1 protein-coding gene (cut by both window edges) is annotated in these 18,701 nt (G+C 73.5%); it reads right to left on the reverse strand.

This entire window lies inside a single protein-coding gene on the reverse strand: locus ACFQRF_RS03725, encoding an ADP-ribosyltransferase. The 67,089-nt coding sequence extends 35,856 nt beyond the window's left edge and 12,532 nt beyond its right edge, so the window shows coding positions 12,533–31,233, spanning codon 4,178 (partial) through codon 10,411 (complete); reading right to left, the first codon wholly in view occupies positions 18,697–18,699. Both the start codon and the stop codon lie outside the window.

The raw sequence follows: 18,701 nt of genomic DNA on the forward strand, positions 1-18,701 counted from the left end.
GTTGATGTTGCCGCTGATGGGGTCGTTGTCGCGCCGGATCCCGGCCTTCTTGATGGCGTGGTCCTTGGCCTGCTGGAGCGCCGCGGAATCGAGATCGCCGGTGTGCGACCAGCCGTGGGCGCGGGCGATCGCGACGTATCCGGCGTCGGTGATGCCGTGGCCGTCGGCCTCCACCGAGAGGGGGATGAACTTGATGGTGGGACGGTCGGCCGATCCGGACCGTCCGTCTTCGGGGGTCCAGTCCCGGATGGCGTCCCTGAACAGGGCCGGGGCGGTCTCCGGCCGCGGCGTCGGTGCGGTCCCGCTACCGCGCTCATCGCGCCGGGTGCCGTCCTGCCCGTCGGAAGCCGGGGTCTCGGCCGTCCGCTCGGTGGCGACCGTGGTGCCGTCCTGCCCGTCGGAGGCCGGGGTCTCGGCCGTCCGGTCGCCGGTGGAGCCGTCACCGTCCTGGCCGCCGGTACCGGAGCCGGTGGTGCCGGTTCCGGCCGGGGTGTCCTTCGCGGTGAGGTAGGCGGCGTGGAACGACTCCTTGACGGTGGCGTAGTCGCCCTCAAGGGTGAACCGGCGGCTGCCGTACTCGACGGTGAGCCGGATGTGCTCCGGTGTCTCGGCGACGGCGTAGGGGCCGATGAGTTCGGAGATCCAGGTGGTGGTGTCCTTCTCCGCCGTGCTCGTGTTCTCGCCCTCGGAACTGGAGACCCCGATGCGCGGCGCCGGTGTGATGTTCGTGAAGCGGTTCGGCGGGAGCTCGCTGGGCAGGTTCCGCGGCTGGTCCCCGCCGGGCAGCGGCGTGGGGATCAGCGGCGCGACCTCGATGCGCGTGCCGGTGCTGGAGCTCTCGCCCTCCTTCTCCTTGGTCTTGCCGGCCAGGGAGATCTCGTGCCCGAACGTCGCCCCGCCGCCGGCCCGGGTGATGCTCGGGCGCCCGCGGACCGTCTCCACCTGGATGGTCGCGTCGCGGGTCTGGTTGTCGAACTCGACGCGCGGCCGCTCCCGCCGGTCGTCCCCCTGTCCCCGGGAGGCGCGGCCCTCGTCGGCGTACAGCTTGACCGGAACGCTCTTCGGCGCCTTTCGCGCGGTGGCGTGCGCGTTGATCTCGGCCAGGACCGCCTCGCGGCTCTCGCCGGTCAGTACGTAGTTGTCCTGCTTCAGCCGGTCGGCGAGTTGCACGCCGAGCGGGTCCGCCCCGGCCCCCGGCGGGGGAGTCCGCGGGACGCTCTTCAGCCGCTGGCCCCGGTCCTCGAACCCCGGCCGCACCTCGAACCGGTCCGGGCGCAGGTCCGGGTTGGGCTGCGGCTCGGTCCGGCCGGTGCTCCGGCTCTCCGGAGTTCCGGTCTCGGCGCCGTCCGGGGGCGTCTCAGGTGGGAGGTACCGGTCGTTGACGAGCCCCGCGTCGTACAGATCGGGCAGCGGCGCGTAACCGAACTCCTCGTTGCCGATGGTGTGCTGGAAGCCGCGGTGCTGGTCCCCCTTGGCGTGGCGGGGGACGTTCATCATGAAGTCGAAGTCGCGGCGGACCTCGGCGACCTCGGTCTGCCGCACGTCCGAGTTGTAGGTCCGCACCCCGCCATGCGGCTTGAAGCTCGTCTTCTCCGTGAAGGTCGCGGACTCCGACGTGCCGTCGCTCCACCCGCGGCCCAGGCTGAACAGGTTCCACGCCGCCTGGATGCTGGGGTTGCTCGCGTCGTTGGCGCGGAGCAGTCCCCGGTTGGGGTCGTTCGGCCCCTGGGCGTTGCGCGCGGAGTTGGCGCTTTCGTTCGGGTTGCCGATCGCGCGCACGTCGCCTTCGAGGGACAGGCTCTTGGAGGTGCCCGCACTCCGGCTGATGCTGGTCTCCTGCTGCGTGGTGAACTTCAGCGTGGAGTTCGGCAGCAGGTCGTGGAAGGCCACGTTGGTGCGGTCGGCGAACAGCGCGACGGTCTGCCGGCCGCTGAGGAAGAATCCGCGCAGCCAGTTGCGCGTCCGGTGCCCGGGCGAGGTCGAGAACAGCCGCTCGGCGTGTCCGGCCAGGGTCTCCCCGGAGAAGAAGGTCGGGAAGAAGTCGTGGCCGGCCGGACGCTTGAGGAAGCGCTGCAGTCCGGCGGCGCCGGCGAGGATCTCATAGACCCGCTGGCGCTGGCTGCGGTCGCCGGTCGCCGAGCTGATGTTCGACGTGTACGTGGGGATCTGGTTCAGCGCGGCGGTCAGCGGTGTCCGGGCCGGGGCGTCCGGCCGGCCGCCGTTGATCATCCGCCGGGCCGCGTCCGGGGTCAGCTTGACGGACTCGTTCCGCGCGGGCGCGTCGACGGCGCTCTCCGGCTGCGCTTCCCGGGCCGTCTGGTCGGGCTGGGCGGGGGTCTCCAGCTCCATGCGGGCGGTGATGCGTACCGGCTGGCCGTTGGCGTCGGTCATGAGGTCGACGCGGTGGCCGTCGTAGCGGTTGGGGCCGCGCTCGTCCTGGGGCCGGAAGGTGTCGCGGGCGGAGCCGGTGCGTACTTCGCGCTGGTCCGGGGGGAGGTCGTCGAACTTGCGGAACTTGCCCATCTCGGCGTGCAGGTCGATCCGGTACGACCAGATGTCGGTGTCGCCCTTGTGGCTGAACGCCGCGGTGCGCTTCTCGGACTGGCCGGTCTCCAGGCCGGTGCTCGTCGAGTACGACCCCTGCGCCCGGACCCCGCCGCCGGCCTGGAGCCGCGGCATCAGCCGGGCGTCCCGGTCGCCCATGTCCCGGAACATCGCGCGCACCCGCACGCCGAGAGTGTGGCCGCGCTCGTGCTCCTCGCTGCGCTGCCGGCCCGCGGTCCCGGCTCCGGAGTCGGCGGTGCGGTTCTTGGTGACGGTGCCGCCGAACTCCCGGTCGTGCGGGGTGGCCGTCAGCCGCACGGTGACGATGTCGGGGAGGAACCACCCTTCCTTGTCCGGGTTCCAGGGGTTGAAGTTGCTGAGGTCGGGATTGACCTGGGCGGTCTCGTAGAGGTGCAGGTCGACGCCCTCGTTGAACCAGTCGCCGGTCTGGCCGCGGCCGGTCAGGTTCTGCTCGGAGATCGTCTCCAGGACGCGAGCCGTGTTGTAGATCGCGACGGGGTGGCTGCGGCGGAAGTGGTTCTCGCGGGAGAAGAACGCGTCGTCGTGCTCGTCGCCCGGCCGCAGCGCGTAGTCCTCGCGGGCGCGCGCCATCTCGGGCACCACGAGGCCCGGGTACCTGCGGGCGATCCCGTCGAGCACCTGCTGGGCGTAGGCGTCGAACACCGTCCGCGGCGGGGCGGTGGCCCGCTCCCCGTCCGGCGGGGTCCCGGCCGGGTCCGCCGTGCCGGTCTCCCGGCCGTCCTGGCGCACGGTGTCGCTCTCCGGCCGCGCGGTGGCCGGCGCCTCGGTGGTCCGCGGAACATCGGACGCCGTGTCCGACGCCGTGTCCCGCGCCGTGTCCGGCTCCCGGGAGGCGTACCGGTTGCCGTCCTCCCAGGTGATGCCGCGGATGGTGGTTCCGCCGAGGTGGTCGGGGCGGTCCCGGCGCAGGTGCGGGTAGACCGGGGCGTGGTCGCGGCGTGCCTGTGCGTCGGCGTCGTTGCGGTGCGGGTCGGCCAGGAGCTGGGCGTCGTCGACCGCCAGCACCTCGACCGTGTTCCCCGTGAACCGGTGCGGGGTGTCCTCGCCCTCGAACTGCAGGTAGTAGTTCCGGCGCACGTCGTAGATCGCCGCGTCGCCGGTCTTCGCGATCGCGTTGGACGTGCCGCCCGCGCTCCGCGAGTTCCCCACGGACCGGTCCCGGTCGTGCCGGTAGTCCACCATCGGGACGTCGAGCCGCAGCAGGCTGCCGAGGATCTGCACGACCGCGCCGACGCCCAGGCCCGCGCTGAGCCCGCTGTTGCGCTGGAGTGAGCCGTCGGCCTCCTTACCGGTCTCGGTCTTGCGGTCCAGATCCAGCTTCGTGGGCTGGTCGTCGAATCGGCTGAACCTCTCGGGGACCGACCACATCTTCGCGAGGTGCTCGCGGCCGCTGTTGTCGGTGACGACGAGGGGCACCGGTCCCCGGGTGAGGTCCGGCAGCATGTCGCGGATCGAGTCGTCCGACAGCGCCTCGCGGATGTCGTCGGCGTTCTTCGGGTTCGGCTTGTAGTGCCGGAGGAAGTTCGGCAGCGTCGCGTCCTTGAACCGCTGCCAGAGCGTCCGGGACCGCGGCCGGTTGACGTGGTCGACCACCCAGTCGGTGAAGGACCGGGAGTCCGGGCCCGTGTGGCGGATGCCGTTGACGGCCGCTCCATGCGTCCCGGCGGCACGCGGGCCGACCGGGTTGCCGGCCGGCGCGGTGTCTGAGGCGCGCGGGGCGAAGGGATCGTGGAGCGTGAACTCCGCGGGCGCCTCGGTGGTGGTGCGGTCCGCGAGTTCCACGGTCATGGTGATGCCGTCGTCCTGCCGGAACGACGTGGTTCCGGAGAAGGGGATGTCCTCGCCGTCGGTGGACTCGGCGGAGTCGCTGGACTCGGGGGCGGCCGTGTCCGGCGTGACGGTGAGCTCGGCCGTCAGCGAGGTCGAGTAGTCCACCGCCTTGCCCGAGACGGCCGTCTCCGTCTTGGCGCCGACGCTCTGGTTGACCGTCTCCGAGACGGACGGCTGGTTCCACGAGACCTGCAGCATCGGCACGATGGCGGGACCCGCGCGCCCGATGGGCACCACGTCCATCGGGCTGATCGTGACGGACCCGCCCAGGCCGCGCTGGGCGCTGCCGCCGCGCGTGTCGGTGTGCTTGGTGTCGCGCGAGGTGCCGTCCGCGCTGTAGGCGTTCGGCGTGCCGTCATCGAGCTTGGCGCGCGGATCGCCCACGCGGCGCCAGTCGTTGCCCGTGGACCGCAGCCGCAGCTTGACCTTGCCGTTCGCGGTGTTCACGGTGTGGCCGTCGTGGCTGAAGAACGGGTAGGGGTCGCGGGCGAAGTCGGCCTTGAACCGCGCCCGGGCGTCCGCGTCGAGATCGCCGAACCGGTTCAGGACGGCGTCGATGCCGCTGAGATCGCCGTCCGTCACGTTCAGCTTGACGCGGTGCGGGTCCAGCAGCTCACTGCCGAGCAGGTGGTCGAGCTGCCGGGAGTAGGTGCCGAGGTCGTCCTCCCGGGTCTTGCCGGGCACGTCTTCGAGGGCGTCGACGCGCGGCTGCAGGCGGCGGATCGTCTCCGCGGCCTCCTCGGACAGCTCGCGGCCCTCCGTGCGGTACTCGTCGAAGGACGCGGCCTTCTCCCGGTCCTCGGCGGACTCCTGCGCCGCGTTCCGCTCGCCGTCGCGGACGACGGCGCTCGCGCGCTCCCACTCGGTGTTGCGCTGCTCGTACGTGCTCTGGGCGTCGCTGACCCGCTGTTCGGCGGTGGAGATCTCCTCGGGCAGCGCCGCCGCCCGGTCGCGGGCCGCGGCCTCCGCGGCGGCGTCGCCGTCCCGGACCGCGCGGTCGATCGTCGCGGGGAGACCCGCCTGCTCATCCAGCAGGGCGTCGCGGTCCCGCACCGCGCGGTCCCGCACGCCCGCCGCCTCGTCGCGGGCGCGCCGCGCCTCTTCGGCGGCCGACCGGTGGTGGTCGGCGAGGGCGTCGCGCAGTCCGTCCCGGATGCCGACCAGCCGCTGACCGGCGTCCGCGGCGCTCTGGAGAAGGTCGCCGTAGGCCCGCCCGGCGCGGGCGAGGTCGTACTGGTCCCGCAGCAGGTTGCGCTCGTCCCGCTCCCGGATGTCGCGCGCCTTGCGCAGCTCCTCGTCGGCGTCATGGACGGCGCGGTCGTGCGCGGACGTCCGCTCCGAGAGGATGTGCCGTTCCCGGCGCACCGCGTCATGGTCGCGCTCGGCGGTGCGGACGTCGTCCGCGAGACGCTCCTCGTCCCGCTGCCGCCGGCCCCGGGCGGTGCGGAGGGCGTCGTCGGCCTCCCGCACCATCCGGTCGGCGCGGGCGTTCTCGGCGTCCCGGTCCTGGTCCGCCTGGCGTTCGACCGCGTCGGCCCGGGCGTTCGCGGCCTCCGGGTCGGCGGACCGGCCGGCGGCGGTGCGGATTTCGGCGGCCTGGTCGAGGGCCGCGCGGTGTGCGGCCTCGGCCGAGGTGCGAATACCGGCCGCGTTCCGGGCGGCCTCCTCGCGGGCCTGCTCGGCGTCGCGCAGCGCGTCCGCGGACCGCCCGAGGCGCTCGCGGGACTCCGCCGCCCGGCGGTCGGACTCGGCGGCCCGGCGCTCGGCGTCGGCGACACGCGTCCGGTGGCGGTCCACCTCGGTCTGCCGGTCCGTCCGCGCCTGGTTCGCGGCCTCTTCGGCCTTCTCGTGCTTGGACGTCGAGGAGGTGACCGCTTCCTGGGAGTCATCGACCCGGGTCTCGGCCCTTTCGAGGTCCGCGGCGGCCTCCTGCACGCGCTGCCGCAGGTCGGTGTAGGCGGTGTGGGCGGCGGCGGCCTCGTTCTGCCGTTGCCGCACCGGCTCCGGCAGCGGCTCCGGCTGCTCCGTGCCCGTCACCGCGAAGTCGCGGACGACAGGGGCGTGCGGGTCGTCGTACTCTCCGGCCGGCCGCTCGAAGGGCGGGATGCTCTGGTTCAGCGCCGATTCCGCGACCGCGTCCACAGGGGCGGACAGCAGATCGCCGGTGGCCCGCGACGTGGAGGGGACGGCCGGCGCGCTCGTCGTCAGGTCGAAGAGCGCCCAGACCTCCGGGGACTCCAGGTCGGGGACGGACTCGGCCAGGTCGCGGAAGCCGTTGGAGCTCTCGACGGTCTGCGGGTCGGGGGTGCGGTCCGGTGTGCCGCCGGTGGTCGTGGTCGTGGCGGAGTCGAACCGGATGGGGGTGTCGGGGGTGCCGTCGGGGCGGTAGGAGCCGCCGGCGCGCTCGAAGTTCTCGCGGGCTCGGTCGAGGTCGGCTTGGGCGCGTTGGAGTTCGTTCTGTGAGCGCTGGTCTTGTTCTGGCGCGCGGGCTTCGCTGAGGTTGCCGTCGCGTGCGTCTGCTTTGAGGGCTTGGGCGAGGTCGATCTCGGCTTGGGCGGCGGTGAGGCGGCGTTGGGCGGCTTCGACCTTGCCCCCGAGGTAGCTGAGGTCGTCGTCGGCCAGGCCGAGGTCGCGGCGGGTGTCCTCCAGGCCCGTTTCGAAGCGGAGGACGTCGGCGTTGGCACGTCCGACGCGGGCGTACGCGTCGTCCACCGGCGTCGGGGGCGTGCGGTCGCCGTCGGTGGCGTCGCGCGGGACCGGGACGCTCGGGTCGATCTCCGCCCGCATGACGGTGACGTTGGTGCCGCCCCGGCGCGTGGAGGGGCCCGGGTCGGAGGTGGGAGCCCCGCGACGGGTGGACGGGCCCGGGTCGGAGCCGGGATCGCCCCGCCGGCCGGTGCCGGCGTCGTACAGCGAACCGTCGATGGGGGTGCTGCTGCCGGACTCGTGCGGCGAGCTCACGGTGGGGGTCGCCGTGCCGGACCAGGCGCCGGGGTGGCCGATCGTGGCGCGGGCGCGGTCCAGCGCGTCCCGCCAGGCGGCGAACCGCTTCTCGAACTCCCGCCGTGCCTTCTGGTAGTCCCGCTCCGCGGCCGTGTAGTCGTCGAGCGCGTCCCGGTCGCCGGGGTCGGCGAGCAGCCGCCGGACCAGCGGCGGCAGCTTGGCGCGCTCCTCGTAGTAGGTCTTCTCCGCGTCGCCCAGCCTCTCCTGGGCGTCCGCCACCCGGTCCCACGCCTTGGACCGGGTCTGGTCCAGCAGGCCGAGGGCACGGGCGTCGCTCTCGCTGATCCAGCCGGTGACCGTGGACGGGGCCTCGGCCATCCCGCGCGTCGGCTGCCGGCCCAGACCGGGGATCGAGCGGTGCGGCACCTCGGCGGACACCACCCAGTCGACCGGGACGGTGACCAGGTAGGAGCGCTTGGACGTGGCGTCCGGGCCGGGCACCGGGTGGTCGCTGTCGGTGCGTCCGTCGGTGCGGGTCCCGCTGCGCTCTCCGCTGGGGTTGAGGTCGGCTCCGCCGGCCAGGCCGGCGCTACGGGTCGGCGCGGTGGGGGTGTCCTGCGGCGGATCGTCGGCGGTGGTCCCCGCCGGCCGGAGCGGGATGGAGCCGCCGGTGCTGCCCGCCTCGGTGACCGCCGACGTGTGCGAGGTGCTGGTCGAACGGGACTCCTTGGTGGAGGAGTCGACGGCGACGTCGATGAGGGTGGCGCGGTCGGTGTGCAGGTTGGCACCGAGCCGCCAGCGGGTCCGGCCGATGTCGAGGAGTTCCGTGCCGTCCTGCTGACGCGCGCCGTTGAGGTAGGCCTTGAGGGAGTCGTCGTTGATCGTGGTGAGGACGGGGTCGTTGTCCGGCCGGATCCCCGCGTTCCTGATGGCGTGGTCCTTGGCCCGCTGGATGTCCGCGGGCTGGAGGTCGCCGGTGTGCTGCCAGCCGTGGGCGCGGGCGATCGCGACGTAGGCGGCGTCGGTGACGTTCGTGCCGTGGTCCTGGACGGTCAGCGGCGCGATCGGCACGTCCGGCCGCCGGCCGTCGCCGTCCGGCCGCGGCGCCCGGTTGCGCCAGTCCTGGATCGAGCCGTCCAGTCGCCCGGTCGGGTGCACCACCCGTGGCGCCGGCGCCGGGCCGTTCCCCTGTGCGGCGCCGCGCTCGTCGGTGCCGGCGCCGTCCACGAGTTCGAGGTAGGCGGCCGGGAAGGACTCCCGGATCGTGGCGTAGTCGCCCTCGATGGTGAAGGAGCGGTCGCCGTACTCGACCGTGAGCCGGATGTGCTCGGGGGTCTCGGCGATCGCGTACGGGCCGTCCACCTCGGTGGTCCAGGTGGTGGTGGTCTTCTCGGTGTCGCTGTCGGTGCGGGTGGTCGAGGACGCGCCGGCGACGTTGGGCGCGACCGCGACGTTGGTGGGGCGGTCCCGCGGGAGTTCGCTGGGCAGATTCCGCTGCTCATCCGATCCCGGGAACGCCGTCGGGAAGATCTCCGCGACCTCGAAGCGGGTGGCCCTTCTCGTGGTCCCGGGCTTGTTCACCGTGTCGGAGGTCGCCAGCGACGTCTCGTTGCCGAACGTCGCCTTCCCGCCGAGGTCGGTGACCGTGGGGCGGCCGCGCACCGTCTCGACCTTGATCGTGCCGTGCCGGATCTGGTTGCCGACCTCGACGCGCCGGTCCGCGCCGTCCGGCCCCCGGGAGGCGCGGTTCCCGAGCGCGACCAGCTTCACGTCCAGGGTCTTGGGCGCCCCGCGGCCGGTCGTGTGCGCGGTGATCTCTTCCAGGACCGCCTCGCGGCTCTCGCCGGTCAGCATGTAGTTGTCCCGCCGCAGCCGGGCGTCGAGCTGGACGCCGGTGGGCCGGTGGCCGGTGCCGCCCTGCCCGTCGGGGTTCGGTACCGGCCGCGGCAGGCTGCCCAGGTGCTGACCCGCGCTCTCGAACCCGGGCCGGACCCGGAACCGGTCGGTGCCGAGCCGCGGGTTCGGCTGCGGACCCGCCTCGCCGGTGGCGGGGTCGTACCGGTCGTTGACGAGCCCCGTCCGGTACAGGGCCTGTGCGGGCGCGTAGCCGAATTCCGCCTGCGCGGCGCCGAACTGCTCGGCGCGGAAACCGTCGTCACCGGGACGCCGCGGGATGTTGACCGCGAAGTCCCAGTCCTTGCGGATCTCGGCCGCCCCGGTGATGCTCAGGTCCGCGGTGTAGGGGACGCTGCCGCCCTGCGGCTGGAAGCTCGTCTTCTGTGAATAGGTCGCCGACTCCGCCTGCGACGTGGCGGAGATGGTCCGGGACCCGGTGAAGGGGTTCCAGACCGCCTGCGTGGTGGGGGCGTTCGCCTGGTCGGCGCGGAGCCGGTCCGAGCCCTGTGACGCGCGCAGGCCCTCGGCGGACGGGTTGGGGTTACCGGCCCCGCGCGCCTCGGTCTCGATGCCGCCCGTCCAGGAGGAGCCCTTGCTCCGGGTGATGTTCGTGTCGTGCTGCGAGCTGATCTTGACGGAGGAGTTCGGCCGCGGGTCGTGGAAGGTGGCGTCGGTGCGGTCGGCGAACAGCGCGGTGGTGTGCCGGCCGCTGAAGAAGAAGTCCCGCATCCAGTTCCGCGACCGGTACCCCGGAGGGGCCGTGAACAGCCGGTCGGAGTGCGAGGCGAGCTGCCCGCCCGCGTAGTGGGCGGGGTAGAAGTCGTGCCCGGCGCGTTCCTTGAGGAACCGCTGCAGCCCCGGAGCACCGTCGAGCACCCCGTAGACCCGCTGCCGCATGTCGACGTCGCCGACCGTGGTGCTGATCTTCTGGGTGTAGGTCGGGATCGTGTCGAGCGCCTCGGCCCGCGGCGTGCGCTGAGGGGCGTCCGGCCGGCCACCGTTGATCATGTTCCGGGCGCTGTCCGGGCCCAGCCGGGTGGAGTCCGCCTGCTCCGCCTCCGGACGGGCCGGCGCCTCGGTCTCGCGGGCGTGCGGGTCGAGCTGGGCGGGGGTCTCCAGCTCCATCCGGGCCTGGAGGTCGACGGGCCGCCCGTTCGCCGTGGTCATCAGGTCGACGCGGTGCCCGTCGTACCCGGAACGGACCGGCGGGGTGCCGGGCGGCAGGTCGTCGGCCTTGCGGAACTTGCCCATCTCGGCGTGCAGGTCGAGGTCGTACCGCCAGATGTCGGTGTCGCCCTTGTCCTGGAACTCCGCGGCGAGCTTGTCGGCGCCGCCGGTCTCCAGACCGCGGCTGGACGAGTACGTGACGTGCGCCCGCACGCCGGCGCCGCCCTGGGTGCGCGGCATGCCGCGCGGGTCCTGGCCGGGGATGTCCCGGTACACGGCCCGGGCCCGCACCCCGCCGGTGTGCGACCGGCCGTGCTCCTCGACGCGGCTGCGCCCTGAGGTGCCCTCGGTCGACCCCGACGTGTGGTTCTTGGTGATGGTGCCGCCGAACTCTCGGTCGTGCGGGGTGGCCTTCAGCCGCACGGTGACGATGTCGGGGAGGAACCAGCCCTCCTTGTCGGGGTCCCTGGGGTTGAAGTTGCTGAGGTCGGGGTTGAGGACGGCGGTTTCGATGAGGTGGACGTCGATGCCCTCGTTGAACCACTTGTCGGCCTGCTCCTGGTCGGACAGGTTCCGCTCGGAGATCGTCTCCAGGATGCGGACGGTGTTGTACACCGCGACGGGGTGGCTGCGGCGGAAGTGGTTCTCGCGGGAGAAGAACGCGTCGTCGTGCTCGCCCGCCGGCCGGTGTGCGAAGTCGTCCTTCGTGCGCGCCATCTCGGGCACCACGAGGCCGGGGTAGGTGCGGGCGATCCCGTCGAGCACCTGCTGGGCGTAGGCGTCGAACACGGTGCGGGGCGGCGGTGCGGCGGTCCCGCCACCGTCGGCGGCCGGCTGCCCGGCGGGGTCCCACGGCGTGTAGCGGCGGCCGTCGCGCCAGGTGACGCCGCGGACGGTGGTGCCGCCCAGGTGGTCCGGGTGGTCCCGGCGCAGGTGCGGGTAGACGGGGACGTGGTTGGCGCGGTCCCGGGCGTCGGCGTCGTTGCGGTGCGGGTCGGCCAGGAGCTGGGCGTCGTCGACCCCGAGCACGTCGACCGTGGTCCCGGTGAACCGGTGCCGGGTGGCCTCCCCGTCGAACTGCAGATAGACGTTGCGCCGCACGTCGTACATGGCGGTGTCACCGGTCTCGGCGGCCATGCTGGTGGTGCCGCCGGACGAGCGCCCGTTGCCCAGACCCCGCGACCGCTCGTGCCGGTAGTCGAACATCGGGAGTTCGATCCGGAACAGGCTGCCGACGGTCTGCAGCACCGCGCCGATGCCGAGGCCGGGGCTGAAGGTGTCGCTGCGCAGGAACCGGCCGTCGGTGGACTTCGCCGAACTGGTCTTGTCCTTCAGGTCCAGCTTGGCGGGCGCGTCCGGGATCCGGGCGAAGTCGGTGGGGACCGACCACATCTTCGCGATGCGGGTCCGCCCGGTGTTGTCCACGAACGACAGGTACTCCGGCCCCCGGGAGGCGTCCCGGAGGATGTCCCGGATCGAGTCCTCGGACAGCTGCTCGCGGATGCGGTCGGCGCGGGCCGGGTCGGGGCGGTGCCGGCGCATGAAGTTCGGCAACCGGTCCTTGACCGCGTCCCACAGGCTCCGCCGGCGCGGCTGGTTCAGGTAGTCGGCCACCCAGTCGGCCATGGTCGTGGGCCGGCCGGCCGGTCCCTGGGCGTTGTCCGGGGCGTGGTAGATGCCGTTCACCTTCGCGGTGTGGCCGCCGGGCGCCCTGGTGCCGATGTCCTGGGCGCCGTCCTGCCGCGGGCCGGAGGCGAACGGGTCGTGCAGTGCGAAGTGGTCCGGAGCGTCCGAGGCGCGGTCACCGAGCTCCACGGTCATGGAGAGCCCGTCGCGTTCCTGGACCGTCTGGTGCGTCTGGAGCGGTACGCCCTGGCCGTCGCCGTCCGTCCGGCCCGGGTCGACGGTCAGCTCGGCGACCAGGTCGGTCGTGTAGCCGACGTCCTTGCCGCCGATGCTCGTCTCCGTCTGCGCCGACGTCTGCTGCCCCACCGTCTGGCTCGTGGAGGGCTGGTTCAGCCCGACCGAGAGCGAGGGGTTGATGGCCGGGCCCACGATCAGGCCCGGGCCGGCCGGCATCGGGTTGATGTAGATGCCGCCGCCCACGGTGCGGCGGTTGGCCCCGCCCCGGGTGACGGTGTGGCTGACCTCCCGCGCGGCGGTGTCGGCGTTGCCGAGGTCCGGCGCCGAATCGCTCGGCCGGACGCGCGGGTCGCCCGACCGGCGCCAGTCGTTGTTCGCCGAGCGCAGCTTCAGGGTGACCGAGTCGTCCCCGATCCGTACGGTGTGTCCGCGGTCGCTGTAGAACGGGTATGGATTGTCGGCGAAGTCGGACCGGAAGCGGTCGGCGAAGCGGTCGAAGCCGGTCAGACCGGCGGGCAGGCCGGGCCGGAACCGGTCCAGCAGGTTGTCCAGCGGGCTCCGCCCGTCGGGGCCGGAGACGTTCAGCCGGACCCGGTTGCGCTCCAGCACCTCGCTGCCGAGCAGGTGGTCGAGCCGGCGCGAGTAGCTGCCGAGATCGTCCTCGCGGCTCTTCCCGGAGTCGCGCTCCGCGGCGTCCACCCGCCGCTGGAGGTCGTCGGCCCGCTCGGCCGCCCCGTCCAGCTCCTCGACCCGGACGCGGTCCTCCTGGTAGCGGGTGCCCTCCTGCTGGGCGTGCTTGCGGGCCGTGTTGTACTCCCGCTGGACCGTGGCGAGGTCGTTCTGCGCCTGCCTGGCCTCCTGCTCGCGCTGCCGGAACTCCGATTCGGCGCGCCGGTACTCCTGCTCGGCCCGGACGCCCTCTTCGGGCAGCGTCCGGGTGCGCTGCTCGACGTACTCCCGCTGCTCGTCGTACCGGCGGACGGCCTCAGCGTCCGCCGGGTCGGGGTCGGTGTCGTTCAGGTGCTCGATGAGCCTGCGGATCCGGTCCCGCTCCCGCCGGAGACCGTCCAGGCGCCGCTGCGTCTCGTCGCGCTTCTCGCGTGCCTGATCACGCGCGGTGTCCGCGGCTTCGGAGGTCTCCGAGTAGTGGGACAGCCGCGCGTCGTGGTAGGCGCGGAAGGCGCGGTTCCACGCCTGGCCGGTTTCGAGGCCGCGTTCCAGGGCGTCGCTCAGCTCGTCCTGCGCGCGGGCGAGGTCGAGCTGATCGCGCAGCCGGTTGCGGTCGTCGCGCTCCATGGCCTCGCGGGCCTGCCGGAGCGCGTCGTCGGCCGCGGTCGAGGCGCGGCCGTGGCGGGAGGCGGTCTCCCGCCGGACGTCCCCGTCGCGCTGGGCGGCGCGCGCGTCGCGATCAGCGGTGCGGGCGGCGTCCCGCGCCGCCTCGCGGGCCCGCCCGGCGTCCGCTTCGGCCTGGCGGCGGGCGTCGTCGGCCGCCTTCTCGATCCGGGCGGCCTCGCGCTCGGCCTCGGTGGCCTCCGCGCGCAGCGCGGCCGCGTCATCGCGGGCGCTCCGCTGCTGAGCCGGCGATCCGCCTTGCGCGTCCCGCAGGACCTGGGCGGCCTGCCGCCGGGTGTCCTCGGCTTCGCCGCGAAGCCGGGCGGCCGTGGCGCGCGCCTCGCGCTGCTCCTCCCGGGCGGTCTGGACGGCCTCCTGAGCCTCCTCCGCCCGCGCCCGGGCGGCCTGCGCGTCCGCCCAGGACCGGTCCGCCCGGGCCTGCGACGCGTCGGCGCGTCCGGTGGTGCGTTCCACCTGGCGCTGCTCTTCCGCCCGGGGACGCTCCGCGGCGGCGAGGGCTTCGTCGTACTTCTTCTTGGACGTCCGGTAGGCGTCCTCGGAGTCCTTCGCCCAGGACTCGGCCTGCTCGACACGGCGCGCGGCGGCGTCCGCGTCCGCCCGGGCGGAGTCGACGTCGGCCGCCCGCCGGTTGACGTCGGCCGCGAGGTCGCGGACGTGGTCCGGTTCCGGGCCGCGCGGCCCCTCCGTCTCGGGGCTCTGCGAGGTGGAGGTGCCGGTGCCCTGGTTCTGCGCCTCCGAGGGCTGGGCCGTCGTGCCCTCGTCGCCGTCTCGGGGCGCCTGCGGATCCTCCCCCGGGTCGGCGGACGGCGCGCCGCCGCGATGGGTGAGGGTGTCACTCCAGCCCGCGCCGGGCGTGGCCTGCTGCAGGGCGTCGAGGGCGGGCTGCAGGACACCGCTGTCCCGCCAGTGGCGCCACGCCTCCTGGAGCAGGGCCGCCCGCTCCTGCGGGGTCGCGCTGCGCGACCCACCGGCGCGGTCGGGCGCTTCGATGCCCCCCAGGCTGTCGGCGACCTGTTCAAGGCTGTGGCCGCGTACGTGGTGGTCGTAGTAGGCGCCGAGAATCTCGCGCGCCGTCCCGGGATCGGCGAGGATGCCGCCGGCGCGTGTCAGCGGGGCGATGGCCGGGTCGGGGAGGTCGGCGACGCGGACGGGCACCCGGTACGGGACGGGTCCGCCCTTGTCGTCGGTGGGACGGTCGAGCGCGGGCCGGACGATGTCGGTGAGCTGGTCGATGTGATGCTGGCGCAGCCCGGCGAAGGACGTGTCCGTCCGCGCCATGATGTTCGCGGGGGCGTCGTCCACCCTGGATTGGTCGGGACGGGCCCGCAGCACGCTGGGGTCGCTGTCGGCCGCCCGGAAGTACTCGTCACGGAGCCCGAACATGTGCAGGATCTCGTGCACGATGCTGGCCGGGCGCCCGTCCACGGACCAGTTGCGCATGCTGTTCCGGGGGACGGCCCCGTTGACCGTGGGGTGCCAGGTGACCTCGTAGTCGGCCGGCCCCGTGACGCCGGGGTCGTCCACGTTCAGGACCCGGAGGTGGAGCTGGTCGCCCGCGGTGCCGTCCCGGTCGGTGAGCCGGTACTGCTCGTTGGCGAGCTGGTCGAGCTTCTGCCGGACCGCCGCGAAGCGCTCGGCGATCAGCTCGGGGGCGATCCCGTTCCGGTCGAACTTGACGCGGATGGTGAGCTCGGCGACGTGGGTGGGGCCGTCCGGTGTGCGGTGTTCCGGAGGAATGGGGATCCGCCGGACCTCCATGCGGCGCGCCGTCTTGAAGCCCACCATCTTGCTGGGGACCACGCGTTCCGGCACGCCGTCCGGGCGCCCCGGGACGTCTCGGCCGGCGGGATCGCCGACGTGGGTGGGGCGAGCCGGACGGGAGGAGCTTCTGTAGTCGCCGCCGATGATGACCATGCCGGAGTCGGCGGCCCGCGAACCGATCGTGGTGACGGGCGCTCCATCACGGCCGCCCTCCCAGGCGCTGATGGGCGCGAGTCCCGGGTACCTGTGAGCCGGCCGGCTGGTGGGCTCCGCGGTGAGCGCGGAGATTCGGGACAGGGCGGCGGCGGTGACCCGAGGCGGGGAGGCGTCGCGGACCGCGTCCTGCTGGGCGGGGTCGTGGAGGCGGAGCCGCTGGATCCGGGCGTCGATGACGTCGGTGAACGCGCGGTAGGCGACGGCTTCGGCCCGCATGGTATCGGCCTCGGCCCGGCGGGCGGTGTCGTGCGCCGACGGCGTGGTGCCGGGGGCCGCCGGCGGAGGCGTGGGGTGCAGGTCCCGGGCTTCCCGCTGGTACGCCATGGCCTCTGCGGCCCGTTCGCGGGCCTCGGCCAGCTTGGCCAAGGCGCCGGGCAGGTCGCCGCGTGCGGCGAGGCCGCCGGCCTGCGACCGCGCGGTGCGCGCGATGTCCGCTACGGCCCGGGCCTCCTCGCGCGAGTCCTGGGATTCGACCCAGTCGTCGTCCGTGGGATCGGGGAGGCCGCGGGTGGCCCGGGCCTCCTCCTCGTTGGCCCGTCTCAGCTGCTCTTGCGCGTTGGTCTCATCACGCTCGGCCTGGGCCTGCGTCCGGTCGGCCTGGGACCGGGTGGATTCGGTGAGGCCGAACCACGCCAGGATGTCGGGTCCCACCGTGGTGTGGCCGGGGCGCGTCCCGGTGGTGGTCGCCGGGTCGTCCCATTGGACGTGACCGTGGTAGGACGACCGGTCGGGCACGTCGGCGGGGTCGAGCAGCTCGACCTTCAGCCGGAGTTCGCTGCCGTCGCGCAGCGTGTAGGGGACGCGTTCCCGGGTGCCGCCCTGGCCGTCAGGGATCGGCCGTCCGTCGTTGATCTGGGATTCGAGGTCCCTGACCAGCCGTTGCTCGGCCTGCCGGGCGGTGTCCGGGTCCACTCCGGCGGGCGGCCGGTGGCGCACCAGCCGTACCTTGACCTCCACGATGTCGCCGCCGTCCCGGTGGATGCGGTTCCACTCGAAACGCGGTGCGACGGGGCGCGGGCCACGCTGGGTGATGCGAGCGGGCAGCGTGGTCCCGTCGTCCGTCGTGACGGAGAAGACCTGGGACTGGCCGGGGATGTTGCCGAACTTCTCCGCCATCGACTCGGGGAGCGGCACGGAGCGGCCGGTGGGGTCGACGATGCTCTCCCAGCCGTCGCGCGGTGGCGGGAAGCCCACGCTTTCGAGGCCGTGCAGGGCGTCCAGGAGCGCGCCGCTCTCCCGCCAGTAGGCGGTGACGTCGAGGAATCGCTGCTCCGCGTCGAGGTCGCCTTGGAAGATGCTGTCGAGGCTGCGCCCGTCGACGTGGTGGTCGTAGTACGCCTCCAGCAGCGTGGCGGCCTCGTGCCCCTTCAGACCGTCGCGTCCGCCGATCACCGGATCGTCGTCGGGAGCCTGCGGGAGGTCGTCGGTGGTAAGGGGGACCCTGGGCGCGCTGGTGTACCGGGCCAACATGGACGCGCCATCGGCCGCCGTCTCGGGTGTCGTGGTGGCGGGCCGGACCGGTGAGCCGTCGGGGTGGTAGCTGCCACCGGCCTGGGTGAACCGTTCGTGCGCCCGGTCGAGGTCGGCGCGGGCGCGGTCGAGTTCGCTCTGAGCGCGGTTCAGCTCGCCGCGCGCGATCCGGGGGCTGGCGTCGCCGTCGCGGGCGGCGTCGATGCGCGCCTGGGCGAGGTCGATCTCGGCCTCGGCCGCGGTGACGCGGCGTTCGGCGGCCTCGATGAGCCCGCCGAGGTAGTACGGGTCGTCATCGGACAGGTCACGGGCGGTGCGGATGTTCTCCAGGCCCGTCTCGAACCGCACGACGCCGGCCTGGGCGCGGGCGACACGGTCGCGCGCCTCGTCCACGGAACGCGTCTCGGTCCGGAAGGGCGCGGCATCGCCGGGGCGGCCGTCCGGGTCGGGGTCGGTGAACGCCGTGTAGACCTGGACGTCGTCGTCGGAGGACTCGTCCATGTCCTCGTCGGAGTCGGAGTCGCGGGTCGAGCCTTCCTGGTACCCCTCGTGGATGTCGCCGTAGGGGGAGGGCGACCAGTCGGGGCCGGGGGTCCAGCCGAGGGGGACGATCTCGGCTTCGAGGAACCACAGGGGCTTCCGCTCGCCGCTTTCGGGCTGGACGGCTTCTTCCCGGTAGGCGGCGTGGAAGACCATCGTGGTGTTGCGGGGCAGGATGATCTCGCGTTCCCCGGCGGCGGTCTCCACGAACGGCATGGTGCTGAGACCGTCGTGCCCGGCGGGCACCCGGATGGCGATGTAGACGTCGCGTTCCAGCGGGCTGGTGGCGCCCAGCGAGCCGGACAGGTAGCCGGGGTCGGTGTAGACCTGGCCCACCAGATTCCGCATGGCGGCGGGGCTGTCGACGTTGCCGCCGAGCATGTTGATGAAGTCGGTGTTGACCCCGCGCTGCATGATGAACGGCTGCGGGAACGGGCGGTGGGTGAGGGCGCCGTCCAGGTTGGCGACCATGTTGAGCAGGCGTGCGCGGTCCTGGGGCGGGAGCTGGCCTTGGCCGCGCAGCGCGCTGTTGACGAAGTCGAAGTCGTCGCGGGCGTAGCTGCGGACGGTATCGACCTGGTGCGGGGGGAGCAGGTCCTGCACGCGGCTGCCACGGTCCTGGCCTTCGAGTTCCCGGATGGAGAAGTAGCCGGCCTCCTCGTCGGAGAGACGGTTGGTGCCGCCGCGGCTCATCCCGGTGCCGGTGGCCGGAAGTTCCGCGGGGCCGGGGTTCCAGGTCCGCGGCGCCGGGATGAGGCGGGGCCAGGCGGTGTCGGGGACGGGGACGCCGCCGTACTGGCTGAGGGTGTCGAAGGCACGGAACAGGTCGCCGGTGCGGTGCCAGTGGTTCCACTGACCGCGCAGCGCCTGTTCGACCGAGCCGGCGTTGTTCGGGTCGCCACCGGTGAACCGGGCGACGACGTCGCCGAACGGGACCCCGCGCATGACGGCGTCGTGGTACCCGGTCAGGAACGGTAGGGCCAGGTGCGGTTTCAGGCCGGGAAGCATGTGCTGCCCGAGTTGGGCCCCGACATGGGACTGGACCTGGGCGGGGGTGGCGGGCGGCACGGTGGCCT

Origin of the sequence: Marinactinospora rubrisoli, from assembly GCF_042664915.1 — a bacterium.
Lineage (GTDB): Bacteria > Actinomycetota > Actinomycetes > Streptosporangiales > Streptosporangiaceae > Marinitenerispora > Marinitenerispora rubrisoli.